Below are 21,243 nucleotides of genomic sequence, written 5' to 3'. Positions count from 1 at the left end.
TATTGAGACCATCTTTTCCCACCAAGGTTTAATCCTTCCCAATATTTTTTTCCGGATTATTCAGCCGGGCAAACTAACTTGGTAGCATGAACCGCATTGATCGCCTTACTGCCATCCTCATCCAGCTCCAGGGTAAACGGGTTGTAAAAGCCGCCGAAATTGCCGAGCGGTTCAACATCAGTTTACGCACGGTATACCGCGATGTAAAGGCTTTACAGGAATCCGGCGTGCCCATCGGTGCGGAAGCAGGTACGGGCTACTACATTGTTGACGGCTACCACCTGCCCCCGGTAATGTTCAATAAGGAAGAAGCTGCAGCCCTGCTTACAGGCGAAAAGCTCATGGAAAAATTCGGCGATCGCTCCAGCGAACGACTTTTCAGCAGTGCCATGCAAAAGATACGGGCGGTGTTACGCAGCAGTGATAAAGACTACCTCGAATCGCTGGATGCTAATATCGAGGTGTTCAGTTACGGTCGCAGCAATGAACCGGAACAGGGCTTTCCCAACCGCTTCCTCAGTGATGTACAACAGGCCATAGCCATGCAGCGGGTGATCGCGATGGATTATTACGCTTACCACAACAGCACCACCAATCGCCGCGAAGCAGAGCCCATTGGGGTATTTCATGCAGCCAATAGCTGGCACCTCATCGCATACTGCCGGTTGCGCAAAGACTACCGCGACTTCCGCATCGACCGTATTAAATCGCTTAACTTACTCGAACTGAAATATAACAGGGCTGCCCACCTCACGCTGCGCGAATACCTCGACCAAAACCATAACCACGAACGCCCCTTCGAAACACGGGTGCGTTTCACGAAGAATGTAGCCCGCTTCATCCAGGAGCGTAAGTATTACGCCGGCTTCGTGGAAGAAAAGGACGCAGGTGACCATGTGGAGATGACCTTTGTCACCAGCTCGCTGGAGTACTTCGGACAGTGGCTGCTCAGCTTCACGAACGAGGTAGAAATACTGTCGCCAGAGCCATTACACGAGGTGATGCGCTCACTGGTACGCGCCGTTCAGGCACATTACAGCAAATAATTTAAGCGACTGCTGACATAAGGTTGTCAGTCCCCCATCGGTTATTTGCCTTAAAACCCGACGGACATGACAAACCTCGATCTTGTAAAAACGAATCAACGCTATTACAAAGCAGCCGCCAGGCCCGAACTGGTAACCATCCCCACTGGCCGCTTCCTGACGATCAACGGGCAGGGCGACCCGGACGGACCCTCTTTTCCTCCTACTGTATCTGCACTATATACGGTCGCTTACAGCATCCGCGCGCTACATAAACTACAGGGCCAGCTTTTCACAGTACCTAAGCTCGAAGGGCTGTGGTGGATTAACGTGAACCGCCCTTTCGAAACGGTAAGCCGCGATGAATGGTACTGGAAATTGCTGATACAGATGCCGCCGTTCGTAAGCCCGGCCGACTTTCGCCAGGCGGCAGCCCTGGCCACCCAAAAGAAGCCCCAGTTAAAGATCGCCGAAGTGCAGTTCGAAACGATCGAAGAGGGACTTTCCGTTCAAATGCTGCACGTAGGACCATATGCCGACGAGCCGGCGACGGTTGCGAAAATGCGGGAGTATATGGATGCGCATAATGTTGTACAACACGGCCTGCACCACGAAATATACCTTACGCAGCCGGGAAAGGCAGCACCTGAAAAGATGAGGACGATCTTACGCTTTCCGGTGAAGAAGGCATAAATAAAACAGCCGGCCCCTGCGGGGACCGGCTACTACTATCTTTTAACGCAGAATTTAATCTTTATTGCCATCGGCGATTCCCAGCTGCTCAATAGCCTGCTGCGCCGCGATCTGGCTGGCATCCTTTTTATTAAAGGCTTTGCCGCTGCAAACCAGCTGCCCGTCAATCATAGCACCCACGGTAAAAATCCGGCGACCGTTATCCATCTGCTCTTCCAGCAATTCAAACTCCAGCGTTTTGCCATTTTTATTGGCCCAGCCATATAGTTTGTTCTTGTGGTTCATTTCCACTGTTTCCAGCGCTTCGAGGTCGATGTAAGGTACCAGTATACGTTTGTGCACAAACTGTTTGGTACGGTTATACCCCTTGTCCAGGTAAACCGCGCCCACCAGTGCTTCTAGGGTATTCCCGAAAATCTGGCTGATTTTCAGAAAGCTGTTATACTTGTCGTAGATGGTCAGTTTTCGCAGTCCCATTTTAATCGCGATGTCGTTCAATTGCTGACGGTTCACGATTTTGGAACGCATTTCGGTGAGGTAGCCTTCGGTTTTGTAGGGGTATTTTTTAAAAAGATAATCTCCTATGATTGCTCCCAATATGGCATCGCCGAGGTACTCCAGCCGCTCATTGCTTTCGAGAAATTTCTCTTTGCTGGAGCGGTGGCTGAGGGCCACTTCATAAAGCGCATAGTTACCCGGCGCAAAGCCTAATAAATTATAGAGCTCTTTATGGAGTTGCTTTTTCCTGTAAACAATACGATATAGAAAACCTGGAAGTATTTTCACACAATCAAGGAACAAATTTTTTGAAAATAACCGAGGCATTGTGCCCACCGAACCCAAAGGTATTACTTAAAGCTGCCCGAACCTCACGTTGCTGTGCTACGTTAAAAGTAAAGTTCAGTTTAGCATCCAGCTGGGGATCGTCCGTAAAGTGGTTGATGGTAGGCGGAACCAGTCCGTGTAAAATGGACTTGATAGCTGCAATAGACTCAACGGCACCTGCTGCACCCAGTAGGTGACCAGTCATCGATTTGGTACTGCTGATGTTCAGCTTGTAAGCTGCATCTCCAAATACCGCCTGGATGGCTTTTACTTCTGCAATGTCGCCCAAAGGGGTAGAAGTACCGTGAACATTGATGTAATCGATCTCCTCCGGCTGCATATTTGCATCAGCCAGGGCGGCCTTCATTACATTCCTGGCACCCAATCCTTCCGGATGTGGCGCTGTAAGGTGGTGTGCGTCGGCAGTAGCGCCGCCGCCCATGATCTCCACGAGGATGTTAGCCCCGCGTGCCATGGCATGCTCATATGATTCCAGTACCAGCGCACCAGCACCCTCACCCATTACAAAGCCGTCACGGTCCAGGTCAAATGGACGCGAAGCGGTCTTGGGATCGTCGTTTCTCTCCGACAAAGCCTTCATGGCGTTAAAACCGCCAACACAAGGTTCGTTGATGATGTTTTCGGATCCTCCGGTCACGATTACGTCCGCCTTATTATAGCGGATGTGGTTCATGGCCTCGATAATGGCGTTAGTGGCAGAAGCACAGGCGGAAACACAAGAGAAGTTGGGCCCACGGAAGCCATTGCGGATAGATATATATCCTGCCGCAATGTCAAGTATGAGCCTTGGGATAAGGAACGGGCTGAAACGTGGCGTTCCGTCTCCCTGGTGAAACTCCTTCAGTTCCTGGGTGAAGTTGATCATTCCCCCAACCCCGGTACCCCAGATCACACCAACGCGATCAAGGTCCACCGTAGCACGGTCGATCTTAGCATCTGCTACTGCCTGGTCGGCAGCAATAACGGCGGTTTGTGTGAACGGGTCCATCTTGCGGGCGTCCTTCTTATCCATGTAGTTGGTCGGATCGAAGTCTTTCAGCTCGCATGCAAAGCGGGTCTTGAACTTGGAAGGATCAAACTGCTTGATAAAGTCGGCGCCGGAAACACCGCTCGCCAATCCCTGCCAAAAAGAATCTACGGAATTGCCGAGCGGTGTAAGCGCACCTAAACCTGTAACGACTACTCGTCTTGGTTGCATTAAAACAGTTCTGAGTTAGTTGGATTATTTTACATGTTCTTCCAGGTAAGCTACGGCCTGGCCAACAGTAGTGATAGTTTCAGCTTGTTCGTCAGGAATGGAAATGTTGAATTCTTTCTCGAATTCCATGATCAGTTCTACCGTATCCAAAGAGTCTGCGCCTAAGTCATTGGTGAAGCTGGCTTCAGGAGTTACCTCGGCCTCGTCAACGCCTAATTTGTCAATGATGATCTTTTTAACTCTTGATGCAATGTCTGACATAATTTTAAGTGTTTTTGGTTTAAAACTTGACTGCAAAAATATACTTTTTATTGAATTGCCAAGGCTCGCAGCAAATTTTAACCGAGATTTTGCTTCAGTTCAAATCGTTTTAAAGCGAAAAGCCAATACCATCAAGCACTCCAGCCGATGACTCCCAGTTCTCCACAAGGCTTTTTTCCACATATCTTAACAGCATAGCCCGCCCGCACTCCTTTTACATACCACAAATACCGGCCGGCACCTCCTCCCCCTCCTCCATCCCATTCACCCGTAATTACAACCACTTAACCATATTAACCCGTTTATAATGGACGCGGTCAACCTCATTTACTAAATTTGTCCAGATGGGAAAAGCAGTAACTTGCAGTATCGAAGCCCGTTTATGAAAAGAACAGCAAACGACACGATCCACGCCATTTAACCTGGTACACACGATAACCAATACCTGACAGATTAATTCATATTAGAACCACACATGCGTAATAAGACTCTAAGAACAGTATTACTGATAGCAGCAGTGGCTGTTGCAGCGTTCGTTGTGATCCGGCTCACTACCGGTAACAAAAAGAAAGATCCCGCAGCTGCCGCCTCCGCACCACGCGCCGCCGCACGCCCGGTACTTTCCGACGCGGTAATCGCCAGAACCAGTAAACTGGACCAAACGATCGAGGCCAGCGGAACATTACAGAGCAATGAAGAGGTGCAGTTACAACCCGAGATCAGCGGACGCATCACCAATATCTATTTTAAAGAAGGCACCACGGTCAGCAAAGGCACCTTGCTCATCAAACTGTTCGATGGCGACATCAAAGCACAGATCCGGAAATTGCAGTTACAGCAGGACTTGTCCAAAACCACGCTCAAACGACAGGAAAACCTCTTGAAGATCAATGGTATCAGCCAGCAGGATGTAGACGTGACGGCGAACCAGGTAAGCGCTTACCAGGCAGATATCGAATTTAATAAGGTACAATTACAGAAAACGGAGATCCGCGCGCCCTTCGGCGGCACGATCGGCCTCCGCAACGTGAGTGAAGGCGCCATCGTTTCACCCACCACGATCATGACCACCCTCCAACAGCTCGATCCGTTAAAGATCGACTTCGCCGTACCGGAAAAATACCGCAATGCGGTAAAGAAAGGCGACATCGTTACCTTCAAAGCATCCGGCGACCCGGACGATTACCAGGGCAGCATTTATGCCATCGATCCAAAGATCGACCTGGCCACGCGTACGGTTAAGATCCGCGCCATCCTGCCTAACCGCAACGGCAAACTATTCCCCGGCTCTTTCGTAAAAACAACCATCTCTCTGAAAGATATTCCTAATGCTATCATGATCCCTTCACAGGCGATCATCCCCGGCACCCGCGATAAAAAGGTGATCGTGGCCGATAGCGGAAAGGCAAAGTTCGTAGTCGTAGAAACCGGTATCCGGGATAAAGACAATGTACAGATCACCAGCGGCCTGGAAACGGGCGATACAGTAATCATCAGCGGCATTCAGCAATTGAAGCCGGGTAGTGCGATCAAGTTTAACAAAGTGCAGTAAGCGTCACCCGTAAAAAGCTTTATTATGAGTTTACCTTCATTGTCCCTCAAACGCCCTGTTTTCGCGATCGTGATCAATATCATTATCGTGATCTTCGGCGTGGTGGGCTATACGTTCCTGGGGGTGCGCGACTTCCCGGCCATTGACCCGCCGGTGGTGAACGTGCGTACTTCCTACCCGGGTGCTAACTCGGACATTATCGAAACACAGATCACCGAACCGCTCGAAAAAGCGATCAACGGTGTGGCCGGTATTAAAAACATATCCTCACTCAGCAGCCAGGGTAGCAGTAATATTACGGTGGAGTTTGAATTGGGCGAAGACCTGGAAGCTGCCACCAACGACGTGCGTGATAAGGTGTCGCAGGCGCAACGTTCGCTGCCCGACGACCTCGACGCACCACCCGTGGTAAGTAAAGCGGATGCCAACTCGGATGCGATTATTTCTATGACGGTGCAGAGCGATACGCGCAACCAGCTCGAGATTACCGAGTACGCCACGAACGTACTGCTCGAACGCCTCCAAACAATTCCGGGCGTATCCACTATCCAGATCTGGGGGGAGAAAAAATACGCCATGCGCATCTGGATGGATCCCGCCCGCCTGTCGTCGTACAGCCTCACGCCCAGTGATGTGCAACAGGCGCTGTTGCGTGAAAACGTGGAGCTGCCTTCCGGCAAGATCGCCGGCAATGCCACAGAACTCACCGTACGTACGTTCGGCCGACTGGATACGGAAGAAGAATTTAACGACCTTATTATAAAGAACGTAAACGGTAGTGAGATCCGCCTGCGCGATGTGGGACAGGCGGTGTTAGGCCCGGAGAACGAAGAAACGATGCTGAAGGAATCCGGCGTACCGATGATCGCACTCGCCCTCATTCCGCAACCCGGCTCTAACTACGTGGCGATTGCAGATGAATTCTACAAACGTTACGAAGACCTGAAAACGGAGTTGCCCGAAGATTTTCGCATCAACATCGCACTCGATAACACGGTATTCATCACACGCTCTATCCATGAGGTGCAGGAAACACTGGTGATATCACTGGTACTGGTGGTGATCATCATTTACCTCTTCTTCCGCGACTGGCTGATGGCGGTGCGTCCGCTGGCGGATATACCGGTGTCGCTCATCGGGGCCTTCTTTATTATGTATGTACTCGGGTTCACGATTAATATCCTCACCCTGCTGGCGATCGTACTGGCTATTGGCCTGGTGGTGGATGACGGTATCGTGGTAACGGAGAACATTTATAAAAAGATCGAGGCCGGCATGCCACGCATGCGCGCAGCGAAAGAAGGTTCAGAAGAAATATTCTTTGCGGTAATCGCAACGTCCATCACACTGGCGTTCGTGTTCCTGCCCATCATCTTCCTGCAGGGTTTCGTAGGACAACTGTTCCGCGAGTTCGGTATCGTGGTGGCGGGCGCGGTAATTATATCCGCCTTTGTATCGCTGACGTTAACGCCGGTACTTAACGTGAAGCTGGGCCGTAAAACGCACACGCATTCCAAATTCTACCTTAAAACTGAACCTTTCTTCCAGGGAATGGAAAATGGCTATAAGTCATCACTGGAAAAATTCATGAAGGTAAAATGGGTAGCGGGTGTGATCATCGTAGGCTGCCTGGCCATGATGTACTTCCTCTTCCGCGGATTACAATCGGAACTGGCGCCGATGGAAGACCGTAGCACGTTCCGCCTGTCTGTAACCGCACCCGAAGGCACCTCGTACGACTACATGCAAAATTATGTGGATAAGCTATCGCAGTTCATGGCCGACTCTATCCCGGAAAAACGGATCGTACTTACGGTAACCGCGCCAGGCTTCTCTGGTGCCGGTTCGGTTAACTCCGCGTTCGCGAACGTGGCGCTGGTAGATCCGAAAGAACGGGAGCGCTCGCAAAAAGAGATCGTGAACATGGTGAACCGCAATATGTACCAGTTCCCGCAGGGTAAGGTATTTGCGATCGAACAGCAAACCATACAGGTAGGGCGCCGCCAGGGCCTTCCCGTAGCATTCGTGTTGCAGAACATCAATTTCGATAAACTGGCGGCCGTTATTCCGCGCTTCGTGGAAGAGGCAAACGCAAATCCTGTTTTCCAGGGTGTGGACGTTGACCTGAAGTTTAACAAACCGGAACTGCGCATCCACATCAATCGCGAAAAAGCTACCGAACTGGGTGTATCCGTCGCCGATATTTCGGGTACACTGCAACTGGCGCTGAGTAACCAGCGTTACGGCTTCTTCGTTCGAAATGGTAAACAATACCAGGTAATGGGCCAGGTGTTCCGCGGCAACCGCGACGATCCGAATGACCTGCAGAACATCTATGTGCGCAACGCTGCCGGTGAAGCCATACAACTCGACAACCTGGTAACCATCAGTGAGGAAACCAGTCCGCCCGTTATTTATCACTACAACCGTTATAAATCGGCCACCATCTCCGCCAACGTAGCGCCTGGCAAAACCATCGGCGACGGCATCCAGGAGATGTATAACATTTATGATAAACTGCAGAAGGAAAAAGTAATCGACGATTCGTTCGATACGGCACTTTCCGGCTCATCCCGCGACTATGCGGAAAGCGGCTCCAACACGATGTTCGCCCTGGCGCTTGCCCTGGTGCTGATTTACCTGGTACTGGCCGCGCAGTTCGAAAGCTGGATCGATCCGCTGATCATCATGCTTACCGTACCACTGGCCTTCGCGGGTGCGTTCCTGTCACTTACCATCTTCGGCCAAACCTGGAACATCTTCTCCCAGATCGGGGTGATCATGCTTATTGGACTGGTAACGAAAAACGGTATCCTCATCGTGGAGTTTGCCAACCACAAACGAGACGAAGGCCTCAATAAAGATACCGCCGCAGTGATAGGCGCTTCGATGCGTTTACGCCCGATCCTGATGACGAGCCTCGCCATGGCATTAGGTGCCCTGCCGATCGCGATGTCGCTAGGCGCGGCCGCTACCAGCCGTATTCCGCTGGGTATCGTGATCGTGGGTGGTATTATGTTCTCGCTGGTGCTTACGCTGTACGTCATTCCTGCGATGTACGCCATCATGTCAAGAAGGAAAAAGAATACTGAATTTGAACAAGCCGTAGCAGAAGAAAGAGAGGAGTCGGAAGCCGAAGCGGCCATGGCGCATTCATAAGCAATTGAAAAAGTCCGGCAGTCCACCTGCCGGCATCTATATCAAAATGAAGCTGATTAAAATATTCTTATCCGGCCTGATGCTGCTCTGCTTAACTTCCGGCGTTCGCGCCCAGGAAGTGCTGTCGCTGGAACAGGCGCTGGACCTTGCGCTGAAGAGCAACTTCGACCTGCGCCTGGCCCGTAACGATGCGGAGGTCGCGGCGAACGATTACGCTTACCGGAATTTTGCATTCCTGCCCTCGCTGAATGCAACCGCTGCCAAAAGCTGGACCACCACCGCCATTAAACAGGAATTCGCCAACGGCAACAAACGTGATACCAGCGGCATTAAAAACCAGAACCTGCAAGCCGGCATCAACCTGCAATGGGTACTGTTCGATGGTCTTAAAATGTTTGCCACCCGGCAGCGCGTGGAGCACATCAAAGTATTAGGCGAACTCACGGTGAAGAACCAGATCGTGAATACTATGGCCGCCGTCATCAACGGCTACTATAATATCTCCCAGCAAAAGCAACAACTGCACGCGCTGGCAGAACAAATGTCTATTTCAGATGAAAGGGTAAAACTGTCGGATGCCAAGTTCCAGACAGGCCTCGCACCAAAAACGGATTGGTTGCAGGCAAAGGTGGATTACAACGCCCAAAAGGCTGCACACCTCCGCCAGCAAACATTGATCCTGCAAGCCAAATCATCACTGAATCAATTGATGGGTGTAGATGCGAACAGTACAGGGTACGATGTGCAGGACAGCATTCCTGTAAACCTGGCGATGAACTACGGCGAAATGCAGCAAGGCATCGACTCCATCAACACCGATCTGAAAGTAGCGCAACAAAACATCGCATATCGGAACTGGCGTTGAAGGAACGCAAGGGCGAGTTGTTCCCGGTGATCGCGTTCAATTCTACCTATAACTTTAACCGCACACGCGCCAACGCCGCTATCAACCAGTTCAGCACCATCTTCAACCAGAATGGCGGTCTTAACTACGGCTTCTCCGCTACGGTGCCCATCTTTAACCAGTTTAACAAACAACGCGAAATAAGGAACGCGCGCCTCGATATTGCCTACCAGCAAATATCGTTGGAGAACCGCCGGTCTGTTGTAAACCTGGCGTTGAGCAATGCATTTAAAGATTACGAATATTTCAAGCAGGCACTCGCCCTGGAAGAAGAAAACCTGGACCTTGCCAAAGAAAACGTAATGGTTGCACTGGAGCGTTTTAAACAAGGCGTATCCACCACACTGGAATTGAAAGAGGCACAGCAAAGCCTGGAAGATTCTTACAACAGGCTGATACAGGCCCGGTACAATACGAAGCTTTCTGAAACAGAGCTGCTTCGTTTAAGAGGCGACTTGTTACGATAACTGATAAAAAGAAAACGTCCCGGTGCTGCCGGGACGTTTTTATTATTTGGAAGCCGTACTATCCGGCAATTCTTCTTTTCTCACCGCTCCTTTTTCCTGCTGATACTTAGCAAAGGAACTTTTGATGAACAGCAACAGGTCATACTCCGTACCATTCTCCAGGAACTGGTAACTCGGCCGGTAACGCTGCATGAACGTATCCAGCTCAGGCCCGTCCAGCTTCGTCATCCTGTTTACCAATTCGGGCGAATAACGGTAATCCACGAACTTTTCCTTCTCCCAATATTGCAGCTGTTTACCAAAAGCCTCTTTACGTTTGCGGTCCTTGTTGGGGATCATATAACTCAACGCAGTGATCGGGTTGGAAGGTAATGTTTTCAGCACATCCATGGCATTAGGCCGCCTGTAATCAAAGTACTTCCCATATTCTTCGCGCATGGAAAGGGAGTCTTGCCGGTGGTTTTTACCTCTTACAGCCACACCGCCGAGATTAAATATCTGTCGCTTTAACGGGATATTGAACGTACCCGAAATGCCAGGTACTACGAAGTCGTGTTTGATATAACTCACCATGGTAAATTCCAGCGTATCGCCGGGCATGGCCTGGATAAAAAAGCGGCCGGTTTCATTACTGATCGCACCGTATTTGCCCTTTACGGCCCAAACGCTCACCGACGGCAATCCCGCCTGCGATTCGGCATCTACGATCATACCCGAAATGCGTACCTGTGCGGATGCGTACTGCATACCCAGGGCCAACATCAGGAATAGTGCTGCCGTATATCTGATCAGAAAATGCTTCATACAATCTTTCAAATTTAGGTTTCCGCTGCCAAATGAAACGTTAAAAGTTTATTCCGGTGGCCAGTTTAGCGGGAGTTTTATACATTTACATATGCCGCAAAAAATTATCTTTTCTACCCAACGGTACGAGTACCTGAAACAAAACATCCTGGCGGTTACCGGCTGGGAAAACGGGCTAATGGACATTACCGACTTCCCAGACGGAGAACACTATCATCGTATAACCAGCGACGTTAGCGGTAAGGAAGTGATCATCGTAGGTGGCACTATCGACGACTGCGAAACCCTCGAACTGTTCGACCTGGCCAATGGCTGTGTACAGCTGGGTGCCCTGTCGCTCAACCTCGTGATCCCTTACTTCGGTTACTCCACTATGGAGCGCGCCGTTAAGCATGGCGAAATCGTGAAAGCCAAAAACCGAGCCATCCTCTTCTCCTCGCTGCCGGCCACTTCGCGCGGAAATAAAGTGATTATGATCGACCTGCACGCCGATGGTATTTCCTATTATTTCGAAAGCCAGATACGCCCGGTACACCTGTACGGTAAAGACCTGGTAAAGGAATCTGCGCTGGAAATTGCCGCTGGTCAGCCCTTCATTCTCGCCAGCACCGATGCCGGCCGGGCAAAGTGGGTAGAATCGCTGGCAAACGATTTGCATGTACAACCGGCATTCGTGTTTAAGAAGCGATTGTCTGGCGAAGAAACCGCTATTACCGCGATCAGCGCCAATGTGAAGGACATGCTGGTGATCATTTACGATGATATGATCCGGACGGGCGGTTCTTTACTGCACGCCGCAGAAGCTTACCTGCAGGCCGGTGCTAAAGACATCGCGGTCATCACCACGCATGGCATTTTCGCCGGAAACGGTTTTAACAAGATCAGGCAAAGCGGCCTTATCAGCCGGGTAGTTTGTACGGACACGCACCCGAATGCGCTACAGATTAACGACCCGATGTTAACGGTTCGCTCCGTGAATAAATTGATCGCAGATTATTTTAAGTAGTATATGTTTTCGTTACGCATCATAGAATATGGCAGCACCGATTACCAGGCCATGGTGGCGCTGCGCGATGAGATACTCCGCAAGCCGCTGGGCTTATCTTTCTCCGAAGAGTACCTGCAACAGGAAATGCACGATACCCTCATCGGTTGCTTCACGCGCGAAAGGGGCATCGAGCGTATTATCGGCTGCTGCATCCTCAGTAAGGTAAACGATTCCACGCTTCAATTGCGGCAAATGGCTGTCGATAAATCCCACCAGGGACAAGGCATTGGCAACAGCATTCTCACCTTTGCGGAGCAGCAGGCTAAAAATAATTCCTTCAGTAAATTAATGATGCATGCGCGTAAAGAAGCCGTTGGCTTTTACGAAAGGCAGGGGTACACGATCGATGGCGATGAATTTATCGAAGTAGATATTCCGCATTACGAGATGAGCCGGCAGCTGTAATCAGCGGGCCACCTGGTAACTATCGAACTTATTCTTCAGCAGTTCTCGGAAGTCATCAATCTCGTTTTCTGTCCGGAACGCGCTCAACGGCACGAGGAAGAAAGACTTTTTATCCCGGTAAAGGAAAAAGAAGGTAGGTGTTTCTACGATCTGCGAAAAGTTGCTCCAGCTCAGCGGCCGGTCGCCAATTTCGGTACCGATCGTCATCTGGTGTTCGTTATAACCCAAACGGATCGACTCCTTAAATGTGTTGGACTTGTTATAGATGGAGATGGGTAACAGGAACCAGAATACGCTCCCGATCAACAGGATCATGACCAAAATGCCCATTACCGCGCTGACGCTCACCAGGTTAAATACATAACCCGCAATGGTGGCCAGTAAAAGGATCGCAAAGGTATTTCTGAACACTTTGATTTCACCCCGCCTCATGAAATGGGAACGCAATGCATTAATAACGTCGTGTCGGTTGTAGCTGAACTGGATATGCATTCGCGTGTCTCACAAGGTTTTATTTGTTGGTGATCGGCATTGGCGCCTCTACGTCATCCACAGCGGTAACGGGGGCCAGCTTCTTCTGTACGGAAGATGTTTTATCACCCAGGCTTTCTTCGCTAAGTCCCGGGAAGTTCTTTTTAATGAACTGAAAGTATTGTTGTAAGGCTTTCGGATCAATCTTAAAGGGGGCAGCCATGCTTTTACCCTGAGATACCTGCGAAGCCTGGCTGTTGTTCAGCTTCACTTCATTTTGAAGGTACCATTTGTAAAGACCCACCACCGCTTTTTCCATTTCCTCATCGTCCACTTTTACCGCTTCACCCGGTACCATCCAGATAAAGTCCTGGAAACGGCTCGCTTTAGCCGTTTTGGCGGCGTTGGAGGTAGTAGTGCTGGTAGAAGTCGTCGGACCAGTAGCAGGACCGCCTTTGTCGTTATTATTACCCTTATCGCCATTGTTGGCAATAACGGCCCCGTCGCCCGGGCCCGGTACAACAACCTCGCAGTCGCTTTTAGCTGACGCTGATGTGGCTGTAACCAGTGCGATTGACAGCAAATACAACAGCTTTTTCATAAGGGTAATGCTTTTATGGTCTAAAAATAGTAAATAAAAACAAGTTTTCCACATTTCGGGGAGCCCTTGGTCCAAATTATTTAGTCCACGGCCACTACACGGCGATAGAACGCAAGAGGTAGCTTTTATATTATCTAACCTGGGTGTCAACTTATTTTACAACGTGACAAGATGCCTTTTCTAATCTCTGGAACTGTAAACCTTTATACGGATTAATCAATACAAGTGTAAACCTTGATCCGGATTATCTAACCTCGTGTAAACCTATTTTAGGACGTGACACTACGAGACAGCTTTTATTGGACTCACATTGGACTTCGTTGGGCTCACATTGGACTCCTTTGGACTCCTATTGGACTCCCCCTCTGAAAGTTTTGCGTATGGTCAGCGCTACAAGTGGCATATCACGCCCGTCATGGTCGATTTACGACACACCTTTGCTGCATCTTCCGAAGATCCTTTCTACATCCTTGCTAAGTTGTTGCTAAAATGTTGCTGAAACACCAGTGTTTTAGCGGGGATGTAGCAAGGATGTAGCAAGGATCCAGCAGGGATGCTGGTTGGCTGAGTAGGAAAACGGATGGTGCAGTGAGTGACACAACGGCGGCTGAAAGTGCGATGAGGATGGCTAAAAAAACAAAAGCAATGGGCGAACCATTGCTTTCGAGAGTCATTTTACGGTGCATGAAGATTCACGCGGTGTAGGAATATTTTTGGTTTTTCATAGGACAGTAACCATATAAAAATTAATACATGGCAAATATATTAATATTTAAATATTTGTAATACGAATGACCGAGAATTAGCCAAAAAAGAAAAAAAGGCGTTTTAAATCGGAAACGTTTAAATAAGAGCCCGCTTTTTAGAGAATATATAATAATTTGAATTAATGCGACCGGAAATGGTGGAAGTTTTCTACAACACCTGCTCGTTAAACCGATTTACAGGCATCATGCCAAAACAAGATGAATTTGACTAGCTAACGGCCGAGTACGCCGATGTGGAAGGGGAAGTTTAAGACGCATTATAAATGGCAATGGATTGGCATATTTGGCAACAAAGTATTTGAAATGAATATCGGGAAAAGAGAGAAAGCTGGTAACCAGTGGGGATTTCGGGAGTTGAGGGAAAAAGAAAAGGGCACTTAGAAAAGCGCCCTCAATTTGTTACTATCCTATGAAAACCCTATTTAATATCAAAGGTAAGTACGTGTTAACTTTATTTGAAATTTTAGGGGGCGAATAACAAATTATTAACAAAGTCAGCTTTACTTGAAAGCCATATACAGAGGCGGTTTCGGCGTTTAGCAAAACCTGCATCATTAGACTTTTTGTTAATACTTCGTTAGGAAATCGCCCTTTTGTTAACAACTTCCTGCTTTAAACGCTAAGATCAGCTACATCCCATGCTGTTACCGCAGTTCAGGCATTTATAACAGGTACCGGAACGTACCGTAATATGGCCACAGGTGTTACAGGCCGGGGCATCGCTCTGCATACTCCGCATGTAATCCTGGGTGCTGTTCTCTCCACCGGCGGCCGACACGGCCTGTTTAGCCTTTTGTGTGGACTGCGGGGCCGGGTGGTTTGCGCCAATAATCCGCACATTCGACAACTCCGGCTTCACCACGGGCTCATCCCACTCATCTTCACCGGTATTGCCTACCGCGTCGTGGATGTGCACGAGGTCGGTGCGCCCCAGGTACTCATAACCCAGCGCCCGGAAAATATAATCGATCAGCGAGGTGGCAGAGCGGATATTCGGATGGTCTACCATACCGGCCGGCTCAAAACGGGTAAACACGAACTTATCTACAAACTCCTCCAGCGGCACGCCATACTGCAGACCCACCGATACGGAGATCGCGAAACAGTTCATGAGGCTGCGTAAGGTGCTGCCCTCTTTCGCCAGGTCGATAAAGATCTCGCCCAGGGTGCCGTCGTTGTATTCGCCGGTGCGGAGGAACACTGCCTGTCCGCCCACTTTCGCCTTTTGCGTAAAGCCGCGGCGTTTAGCCGGCAGGGTTTTACGTTCGATGATCCGACTCAGGGCGCGTTTCAACTGCGTATCGGGACTGGCCTGTACGCGTTTATTCACTTCTTCCAGCAGCTCGTCAACGGTGAGTTGGTCCAGGTCAATGATCTGGCTACCGGCTAACGGCGCTTCTTCGACTGCTTCGGTTTTCTTCTTTTTATCGGCCTTATTGCTCAGCGGCTGACTCAGTTTGGAGCCGTCGCGGTACAGGGCGCAGGCCTTCAGGCCCAGTTCCCAGCTCATTTTATAAGCGTCCGCGATCTCCTCTACAACCGCCTCGTGGGGCAGGTTAATGGTTTTGGAGATGGCGCCGGAAATAAACGGCTGTGCGGCGGCCATCATGCGGATGTGGCCGTGCGGGTGTATATACCGCTCTCCCTTCTTACCACATTTGTTGGCGCAGTCGAATACGGGCAGATGCGCTTCCTTGAGGTACGGCGCACCTTCTACGGTCATGGTGCCGCAAACGTAGTCGTTGGCCGCGTCGATCTGCTCGTCGCTAAAGCCCAGTTCGTGCAGCAGGCTGAACTCGAAGTTGAAGTACTGCTCGGGGGTAAAGCCCAACCGTTGCAGGCACTCCTCTCCCAGCGTGTATACGTTAAATACAAAGGAAATGTCGAAGGAGGATATCACGGCAGCGTCCAGCTTTTTCAGCTCTTCGGCAATAAAACCTTTCTCGCTGAGGCTTTGCAGGTTAATGTAAGGCGCCCCGGCAAAGGAGCCCGTTCCTTTAGCGTAATCCACGATGGCTTTTACCTCGTTCGGTTTGTACCCGAGGTTTTGCAGCGCCGTGGGAATACTTTGGTTGATGATCTTGAAATACCCGCCGCCGGAAAGTTTCTTAAACTTCACCAGGGCAAAATCGGGCTCTACGCCGGTAGTATCGCAGTCCATCACCAGGCCGATGGTGCCGGTAGGCGCAATCACGGTTGCCTGTGCGTTGCGGTAACCGAACTTTTCGCCCAGTTGCACGGCATCGTCCCAGGCCTTTGTAGCCGCTTTTAACAGGTAGTCGGGGCAGAACCTTGCATTGATGCCCTGCGGCTTTATTTCCAGCCCTTCATAGGCTTCGGTAGCGTCGTATGCAGCCGCACGGTGATTGCGCATTACACGCAGCATATCCACCCGGTTCTCTTCGTATTTAGGGAAGGCACCGAGATGTTCGGCCATTTCTGCGGAGGTTTTGTAAGACACGCCGGTCATAATCGCGGTAATCGCCCCGGCAATGCCACGCGCCTCTTCGCTGTCGTACGCAATGCCACTCACCATGAGCATAGAACCCAGGTTGGCATAGCCAAGACCCAGGGTGCGATACTCGTAGCTTAACTGCGCCACTTCGGGTGACGGGAATTGCGCCATCAGTACGGATACTTCCAATACTACGGTCCACAATCTTACGGTATATTCAAAACCCGCTACGTCAAACACGTTGCGCTCTTCGTCGAAGAACTTACGGAGGTTCACGGATGCGAGGTTACAGGCGGTATTATCGAGGAACATGTACTCTGAGCACGGGTTGGACGCGTTAATGCGGCCGCCCTGCGGACAGGTGTGCCATTCGTTGATGGTGGTATCGTATTGTGTGCCGGGATCTGCACAGCGCCAGGCGGCGTAGGCGATCTGGTCCCACAGGCTGCGTGCCTTAATGGAGCGCATGGTTTTGCCGGTGGTGCGGGCAATCAAATCCCAGTCGCCGTCTTTTTCCAACTGGTGGAAGAAGGTATTGGGTATACGAACGGAGTTGTTGGAGTTTTGTCCGGATACGGTGCGATAGGCCTCGCCTTCATAATCGGAGGAGTAGCCCGCCGCAATGAGGGCTGCCACTTTCTTTTCTTCTTCCACCTTCCAGTTCACGAAGCTTTCAATTTCAGGATGGTCGAGGTCGAGGCACACCATTTTAGCTGCCCGGCGGGTAGTACCGCCCGACTTGATGGCCCCTGCTGCACGGTCGCCGATTTTCAGGAAACTCATTAAACCGCTGGAGGTACCGCCGCCACTGAGTTTCTCGTTCTCACCCCGTATCTGGGAGTAGTTGGTACCTACGCCGGAGCCATATTTAAAGATGCGCGCCTCGCGTACCCAAAGGTCCATAATGCCGCCATCGTTCACAAGGTCGTCACCCACGCTGAGGATGAAACACGCGTGCGGCTGCGGACGTTCGTAGGCCGATGTTGACTTTTCCAGTTTACCGGTGGCGTTATCTACATAATAGTGACCCTGGGGTTTACCCGTGATGCCGTAGCTTTCGTGCAGGCCGCTGTTAAACCATTGGGGAGAGTTAGGCACACAGGCCTGGTTGAGCATACAATAGGCCAGCTCCTCGTAAAACACATCTGCATCGTTCTTAGAGGCAAAGTAGCCGGAGCGCTCGCCCCAAACCCGCCAGCAGTTAGCCATGCGGTGTACAACCTGTTTCACGGAGGTTTCGCGACCCAGGCTGCCATCTGGCTGAGGCACGCCTGCCTTACGGAAATATTTCTGAGCCAGGATATCGGTCGCAATCTGCGACCACCCACGGGGCACTTCCACATTGTTCATCTCAAATACCACGTCACCGCCCGGGTTACGGATCACCGACGTTCGCAGGTCATATTCAAACTGATCGAAGGGACTAATGCCATCTTTGGTGAAGTGCCTGGTAAAGGCAATACCGGTTTTTCTTTTCTCTTGATTTTTCATACCTCTGGGATTTTTTGGGAGGATTTAGCAAATAGAAAACTCTCATTCTGGAAAGGATTACTAAAATAACGCAATGATATCCCCTATCCCACTTTTGTTATGCACAGGGTGTGCATTGTGAACATCCACAACTAACCATTTGTTTATGAATATTTTAAGGTCTGGCACAGCAGTTGCTCCTATTACTTGAATAAGGAGTAGCAAATTATCTGAAGAATAACACGTTATGGACTACCGGAGAGCTTAAGCATATTTGGATCAGGCACTAGCTTATTAGCAAAAAATTTATACATTTGCGACAACCGGAACAACGCGAATTTGATGCAGAAAAAAATTTACAATTCATTCCTAGAGAGAAAGGCCAAGGGAACAAAGTCTTTTGCGGTCCTGGTGGACCCCGATAAGGTAACCCCTTCAGGCATTTCGGAATTGACTGCGAAATGTACGGAAGCGAAGGTCGACTACCTCTTCCTGGGAGGCAGCCTGGTGATTACCAACCATCTCGACGAAGTTATCCAGCAGATCAAAGCTACCTGTGACATTCCGGTTATTTTATTCCCCGGCAGCCCGTCGCAAGTCTCCCGTTATGCGGATGCCTTACTGTACCTTTCCGTGATTTCCGGTCGTAATGCAGAATTACTGATCGGTCAGCATGTTATTTCTGCCGTTCCGGTTAAAAAAAGCGGCCTGGAAGTAATGTCTACCGGTTACATGGTGATAGACGGCGGTGCTCCCACTACGGTTTCCTACATCAGCAATACAAATCCCATCCCTGCAGATAAAGACGATATTGCCATGGCTACGGCGATGGCCGGCGAAATGCTGGGTAACAAGGTAATATATATGGACGCCGGCAGCGGCGCACGCAAACCGATTACAGAAAGCATGATCCACCGGGTGAGCAGCCAGGTAGAAGTGCCGGTAATTGTAGGTGGTGGTATCCGTGATGCGGAGAAAGCTTACCTCAATTGCAAAGCAGGTGCGGATATTATCGTGGTGGGTAACGCTATCGAAAAAGACCTTTCCCTGATAAAAGAAATTGCGGACGCAGTGCATACTGCCCCGGTTAAAATTTAAAAGGGTTTGATGTGTATCATCAAACCCTTTCTATTGTTATAAGCTCATCATCTCTTTGAACTTCACGGCCTGTCTGCGGCTCACCTCTATTTTTTCCCCCCTTTCATTTCCAGCAAAAGTCCACCGTTAAAGTACGTGTCGATCTTTTCAATCATCCTCAGATTCACAATATGTTTGCGGTTTGCCCGGAAGAATACGCGCTCGTCGAGGCGTTCTTCCAATGCATTCAGCGACTTCAGGATCAGCGGCTTGTTGGTTTCGAAATATACGCGGGCATAGTTACCAACGCTTTCGAACAGCCTTATCTCCTGAAGTTTAACGAACCAGCAGCGATCACCATCTTTTACGAACACCTGGTCGTTTTCGGAGAGGATATTACGCAGGCCGGCTGCTGCGGCCAAACGCTCCTTTTCTTCCTGCTGATGTAATTTATGGATAGCGTCTGCCAGCCTTTTCGGCTCTACCGGCTTGAGCAGGTAGTCGAGCGCATTATACTCAAATGCTTTAAGTGCGTACTCATCGTAAGCCGTGGTAAAAATCACCTGTGGCGTACGTTCCAGTTCGGCCAGCAGGTCGAACCCCGTTTTATCCGGCATTTGAATGTCCAGGAACAGGAGATCCGGGCGTAAGGTCTCTATCTTTTCAACCCCGTCTTTTGCATTTACCGCCTCTCCAATCACGACGATTTCCGGATGGTCTGCCAGCAGTTTCTTTAACTCGCTCCTGGCCAGGCGCTCATCATCAATAATCAATGCTTTTTTCATACGGTCTTTGTAATTGGTTGATGAAATTCAGCTGCCGGAGCCTTTTGGTGTGCGACAGATGCGTTTTCGATTCAGATGTTAAATTATTAAAAAACTTTGCTAAACCGGTTTACCTGGTTCAACAAGAAAATATTTCCTGATCAGAACAGTGGCATTAACACTTTAGCTTCAACTGTTTGTGCGTCCAGGTTGCGGATCTCGAATGATGCCCGCTTGCCGAACAGCAGTTCCAGCCGCTGGCGGGTGCTCTGGAGGCCGAATCCACCGCCGTTGGAAGCCTCTCCCCTGATTTGCCCGGTGTTACGGATCGTAAGCTCGTGCTGCATTTCCTTTACATGAGAACCTACAGATATCGTTCCACCTCTTATTTCCCGCGAAATGCCGTGTTTGATGGCATTTTCGACCAGGGTTTGCAGCATCATGGGCGGGATAGGCAACTCCAGCGTATCCGCCTCGATGTCGTACTGTATTTTCAGCCGTTCCTCGAACCGGATGTGCTCCAGGGCGAGGTAATCTTTTACGATGTTCAACTCATTTTCCAGGCTCACCATTTCTACCTTTTCGGCCTGCATAGAGCTGCGCAGGATATTCGACAATTCGGTAATGGCAGTACGCGCCCGCTGCGGGTCTTCATCTACCAATGCCCGTATGCTGTTTAACGCATTGAAAATAAAATGCGGGTTCAGCTGCGCCTTGATCGTCTTAAGCTCCAAAGTTCGCACCGTCGCTTCCAGCTTCAGGCGGTCGAACTGCACGTTACGGCTTCTTTCCACGTAATGCCAGGTGAAGTAAATGGCTACCCAGGAAGTGATGAGCGCAGATTGCTGCAGGAACGAAAACGCTAAACGCGGCAGCAGATCGTCCGGCACAGGGCCGAACAGCAACATGAAGGCGTTCAGGATAGCGGCATCGGGAATAGCACAAATGATAATGCCGAAGAAAAAGCGAAACACCGCACGTTCGAATGGCAACTCGATCCACTTATATTTTAGCGCGACTGCACGAAGGCAATGGGTGAAAAAGATGCCCAACACCATTACCAGCAATGTATGCAATACCAGCGCAACCCCAACTCTGTCAAAGAAAAATGCGAAGAAAATGAAGATCACGGAATAGAGTCCCCAACCTAAAATCTGGCACCACCAATATTTGGACAAGTTTCTGAGCATAGTATAAATTAGGGAACTCCTCTGATTAAATCAAAAATACCATATGGGCAGGCCCGTCTGAAAGCAAATTGGATCAATGGTGGTAT

The 21,243-nt window shown here is 50.0% G+C and carries 18 protein-coding genes; 9 read left to right on the top strand and 9 right to left on the bottom strand.

From position 1 onward, the window contains the following. Positions 1-86: 86 nt before the first annotated feature. Positions 87-1,046: a helix-turn-helix transcriptional regulator gene (locus MKQ68_RS24100; protein WP_244845089.1), complete on the top strand. Its 960-nt coding sequence runs from the start codon at positions 87-89 to the stop codon at positions 1,044-1,046. A 66-nt stretch (positions 1,047-1,112) separates the two neighbouring features. After that, a complete protein-coding gene (locus tag MKQ68_RS24095; protein ID WP_244845097.1) occupies positions 1,113-1,718 on the top strand; it encodes a GyrI-like domain-containing protein in 606 nt (201 codons plus the stop codon). A gap of 54 nt (positions 1,719-1,772) precedes the next feature. On the opposite strand, the gene rnc is transcribed toward MKQ68_RS24095, so the two are convergent. From rnc to MKQ68_RS24080, 3 genes are read right to left on the bottom strand one after another with little or no spacing between them, the layout of a single operon-like run. Continuing rightward, positions 1,773-2,504 (bottom strand): ribonuclease III, encoded by a 732-nt coding sequence (gene rnc, locus MKQ68_RS24090; protein WP_264281290.1) that lies wholly within the window; start codon positions 2,502-2,504, stop codon positions 1,773-1,775. 4 nt (positions 2,505-2,508) lie between these two features. After that, positions 2,509-3,762 (bottom strand): beta-ketoacyl-ACP synthase II, encoded by a 1,254-nt coding sequence (gene fabF, locus MKQ68_RS24085; RefSeq protein ID WP_264281289.1) that lies wholly within the window; start codon positions 3,760-3,762, stop codon positions 2,509-2,511. Between the two features lie 24 nt (positions 3,763-3,786). Then, the gene (locus tag MKQ68_RS24080) at positions 3,787-4,023 is read right to left on the bottom strand and encodes an acyl carrier protein (protein ID WP_012788038.1); all 237 of its coding nucleotides are present in this window, start codon (positions 4,021-4,023) and stop codon (positions 3,787-3,789) included. A gap of 475 nt (positions 4,024-4,498) precedes the next feature. On the opposite strand from MKQ68_RS24080, the gene MKQ68_RS24075 reads away from it, so the two are divergent. From MKQ68_RS24075 to MKQ68_RS24060, 4 genes are read left to right on the top strand one after another with little or no spacing between them, the layout of a single operon-like run. After that, positions 4,499-5,575: an efflux RND transporter periplasmic adaptor subunit gene (locus tag MKQ68_RS24075; protein WP_255861750.1), complete on the top strand. Its 1,077-nt coding sequence runs from the start codon at positions 4,499-4,501 to the stop codon at positions 5,573-5,575. 24 nt (positions 5,576-5,599) lie between these two features. Next, on the top strand, positions 5,600-8,734 hold the full coding sequence (locus MKQ68_RS24070) for an efflux RND transporter permease subunit (protein ID WP_264281288.1): 3,135 nt from the start codon (positions 5,600-5,602) through the stop codon (positions 8,732-8,734). Positions 8,735-8,780: 46 nt separating this feature from the next. Then, entirely contained in the window at positions 8,781-9,599 is an 819-nt protein-coding gene (locus MKQ68_RS24065; protein ID WP_264281287.1) for a TolC family protein, read from the top strand. Next, entirely contained in the window at positions 9,596-10,105 is a 510-nt protein-coding gene (locus MKQ68_RS24060) for a TolC family protein (protein ID WP_264281286.1), read from the top strand. Before MKQ68_RS24065 ends, MKQ68_RS24060 begins: the two co-directional genes overlap by 4 nt. Before the next feature lie 42 nt (positions 10,106-10,147). On the opposite strand, the gene MKQ68_RS24055 is transcribed toward MKQ68_RS24060, so the two are convergent. Next, positions 10,148-10,909, bottom strand: coding sequence for a carboxypeptidase-like regulatory domain-containing protein (locus tag MKQ68_RS24055; protein ID WP_264281285.1), 762 nt, complete (start codon positions 10,907-10,909; stop codon positions 10,148-10,150). A gap of 91 nt (positions 10,910-11,000) precedes the next feature. On the opposite strand from MKQ68_RS24055, the gene prs reads away from it, so the two are divergent. Together prs and MKQ68_RS24045 are read left to right on the top strand one after the other, a co-directional pair. Beyond that, a complete protein-coding gene (prs, locus tag MKQ68_RS24050; RefSeq protein WP_264281284.1) occupies positions 11,001-11,915 on the top strand; it encodes a ribose-phosphate diphosphokinase in 915 nt (304 codons plus the stop codon). 3 nt (positions 11,916-11,918) lie between these two features. Next, on the top strand, positions 11,919-12,362 hold the full coding sequence (locus MKQ68_RS24045; RefSeq protein WP_264281283.1) for a GNAT family N-acetyltransferase: 444 nt from the start codon (positions 11,919-11,921) through the stop codon (positions 12,360-12,362). On the opposite strand, the gene MKQ68_RS24040 is transcribed toward MKQ68_RS24045, so the two are convergent. The 3 genes from MKQ68_RS24040 to MKQ68_RS24030 all read right to left on the bottom strand — a co-directional run bounded on the left by MKQ68_RS24040 (position 12,363) and on the right by MKQ68_RS24030 (position 18,147). Further along, a complete protein-coding gene (locus MKQ68_RS24040; RefSeq protein WP_264281282.1) occupies positions 12,363-12,854 on the bottom strand; it encodes a YcxB family protein in 492 nt (163 codons plus the stop codon). A gap of 19 nt (positions 12,855-12,873) precedes the next feature. Continuing rightward, entirely contained in the window at positions 12,874-13,434 is a 561-nt protein-coding gene (locus MKQ68_RS24035; protein WP_264281281.1) for a hypothetical protein, read from the bottom strand. 1,392 nt (positions 13,435-14,826) lie between these two features. Continuing rightward, a complete protein-coding gene (locus MKQ68_RS24030) occupies positions 14,827-18,147 on the bottom strand; it encodes a vitamin B12-dependent ribonucleotide reductase (RefSeq protein ID WP_264281280.1) in 3,321 nt (1,106 codons plus the stop codon). Between the two features lie 321 nt (positions 18,148-18,468). On the opposite strand from MKQ68_RS24030, the gene MKQ68_RS24025 reads away from it, so the two are divergent. Beyond that, on the top strand, positions 18,469-19,224 hold the full coding sequence (locus MKQ68_RS24025; protein WP_264281279.1) for a phosphoglycerol geranylgeranyltransferase: 756 nt from the start codon (positions 18,469-18,471) through the stop codon (positions 19,222-19,224). Between the two features lie 86 nt (positions 19,225-19,310). Here MKQ68_RS24025 and MKQ68_RS24020 read toward each other — a convergent pair whose 3' ends face one another. Continuing rightward, positions 19,311-19,988 carry a LytR/AlgR family response regulator transcription factor gene (locus tag MKQ68_RS24020; RefSeq protein ID WP_264281278.1) on the bottom strand — a complete coding sequence of 226 codons (678 nt, stop codon included), beginning with the start codon at positions 19,986-19,988 and terminating at the stop codon, positions 19,311-19,313. A gap of 140 nt (positions 19,989-20,128) precedes the next feature. Then, the gene (locus MKQ68_RS24015) at positions 20,129-21,157 is read right to left on the bottom strand and encodes a sensor histidine kinase (RefSeq protein WP_264281277.1); all 1,029 of its coding nucleotides are present in this window, start codon (positions 21,155-21,157) and stop codon (positions 20,129-20,131) included. Between the last annotated feature and the right edge of the window lie 86 nt (positions 21,158-21,243).

It is taken from the genome of Chitinophaga horti (assembly GCF_022867795.2).
Lineage (GTDB): Bacteria > Bacteroidota > Bacteroidia > Chitinophagales > Chitinophagaceae > Chitinophaga > Chitinophaga horti.
This window is presented reverse-complemented; position numbering and strand designations above follow the sequence as displayed.

What these genes read in the sequence shown, in the direction of transcription:
- prs (WP_264281284.1), top strand. Translation starts at nt 11,001, where the DNA reads ATGCCGCAAAAAATTATCTTTTCTACCCAACGGTACGAGTACCTGAAA.
- MKQ68_RS24065 (WP_264281287.1), top strand. Translation starts at nt 8,781, where the DNA reads ATGAAGCTGATTAAAATATTCTTATCCGGCCTGATGCTGCTCTGCTTA.
- MKQ68_RS24030 (WP_264281280.1), bottom strand. Translation starts at nt 18,147, where the DNA reads ATGAAAAATCAAGAGAAAAGAAAAACCGGTATTGCCTTTACCAGGCAC.
- MKQ68_RS24035 (WP_264281281.1), bottom strand. Translation starts at nt 13,434, where the DNA reads ATGAAAAAGCTGTTGTATTTGCTGTCAATCGCACTGGTTACAGCCACA.
- MKQ68_RS24075 (WP_255861750.1), top strand. Translation starts at nt 4,499, where the DNA reads ATGCGTAATAAGACTCTAAGAACAGTATTACTGATAGCAGCAGTGGCT.
- MKQ68_RS24020 (WP_264281278.1), bottom strand. Translation starts at nt 19,988, where the DNA reads ATGAAAAAAGCATTGATTATTGATGATGAGCGCCTGGCCAGGAGCGAG.
- MKQ68_RS24045 (WP_264281283.1), top strand. Translation starts at nt 11,919, where the DNA reads ATGTTTTCGTTACGCATCATAGAATATGGCAGCACCGATTACCAGGCC.
- MKQ68_RS24015 (WP_264281277.1), bottom strand. Translation starts at nt 21,157, where the DNA reads ATGCTCAGAAACTTGTCCAAATATTGGTGGTGCCAGATTTTAGGTTGG.
- MKQ68_RS24100 (WP_244845089.1), top strand. Translation starts at nt 87, where the DNA reads ATGAACCGCATTGATCGCCTTACTGCCATCCTCATCCAGCTCCAGGGT.
- MKQ68_RS24055 (WP_264281285.1), bottom strand. Translation starts at nt 10,909, where the DNA reads ATGAAGCATTTTCTGATCAGATATACGGCAGCACTATTCCTGATGTTG.
- MKQ68_RS24070 (WP_264281288.1), top strand. Translation starts at nt 5,600, where the DNA reads ATGAGTTTACCTTCATTGTCCCTCAAACGCCCTGTTTTCGCGATCGTG.
- MKQ68_RS24025 (WP_264281279.1), top strand. Translation starts at nt 18,469, where the DNA reads ATGCAGAAAAAAATTTACAATTCATTCCTAGAGAGAAAGGCCAAGGGA.
- fabF (WP_264281289.1), bottom strand. Translation starts at nt 3,762, where the DNA reads ATGCAACCAAGACGAGTAGTCGTTACAGGTTTAGGTGCGCTTACACCG.
- MKQ68_RS24040 (WP_264281282.1), bottom strand. Translation starts at nt 12,854, where the DNA reads ATGCATATCCAGTTCAGCTACAACCGACACGACGTTATTAATGCATTG.
- MKQ68_RS24080 (WP_012788038.1), bottom strand. Translation starts at nt 4,023, where the DNA reads ATGTCAGACATTGCATCAAGAGTTAAAAAGATCATCATTGACAAATTA.
- MKQ68_RS24095 (WP_244845097.1), top strand. Translation starts at nt 1,113, where the DNA reads ATGACAAACCTCGATCTTGTAAAAACGAATCAACGCTATTACAAAGCA.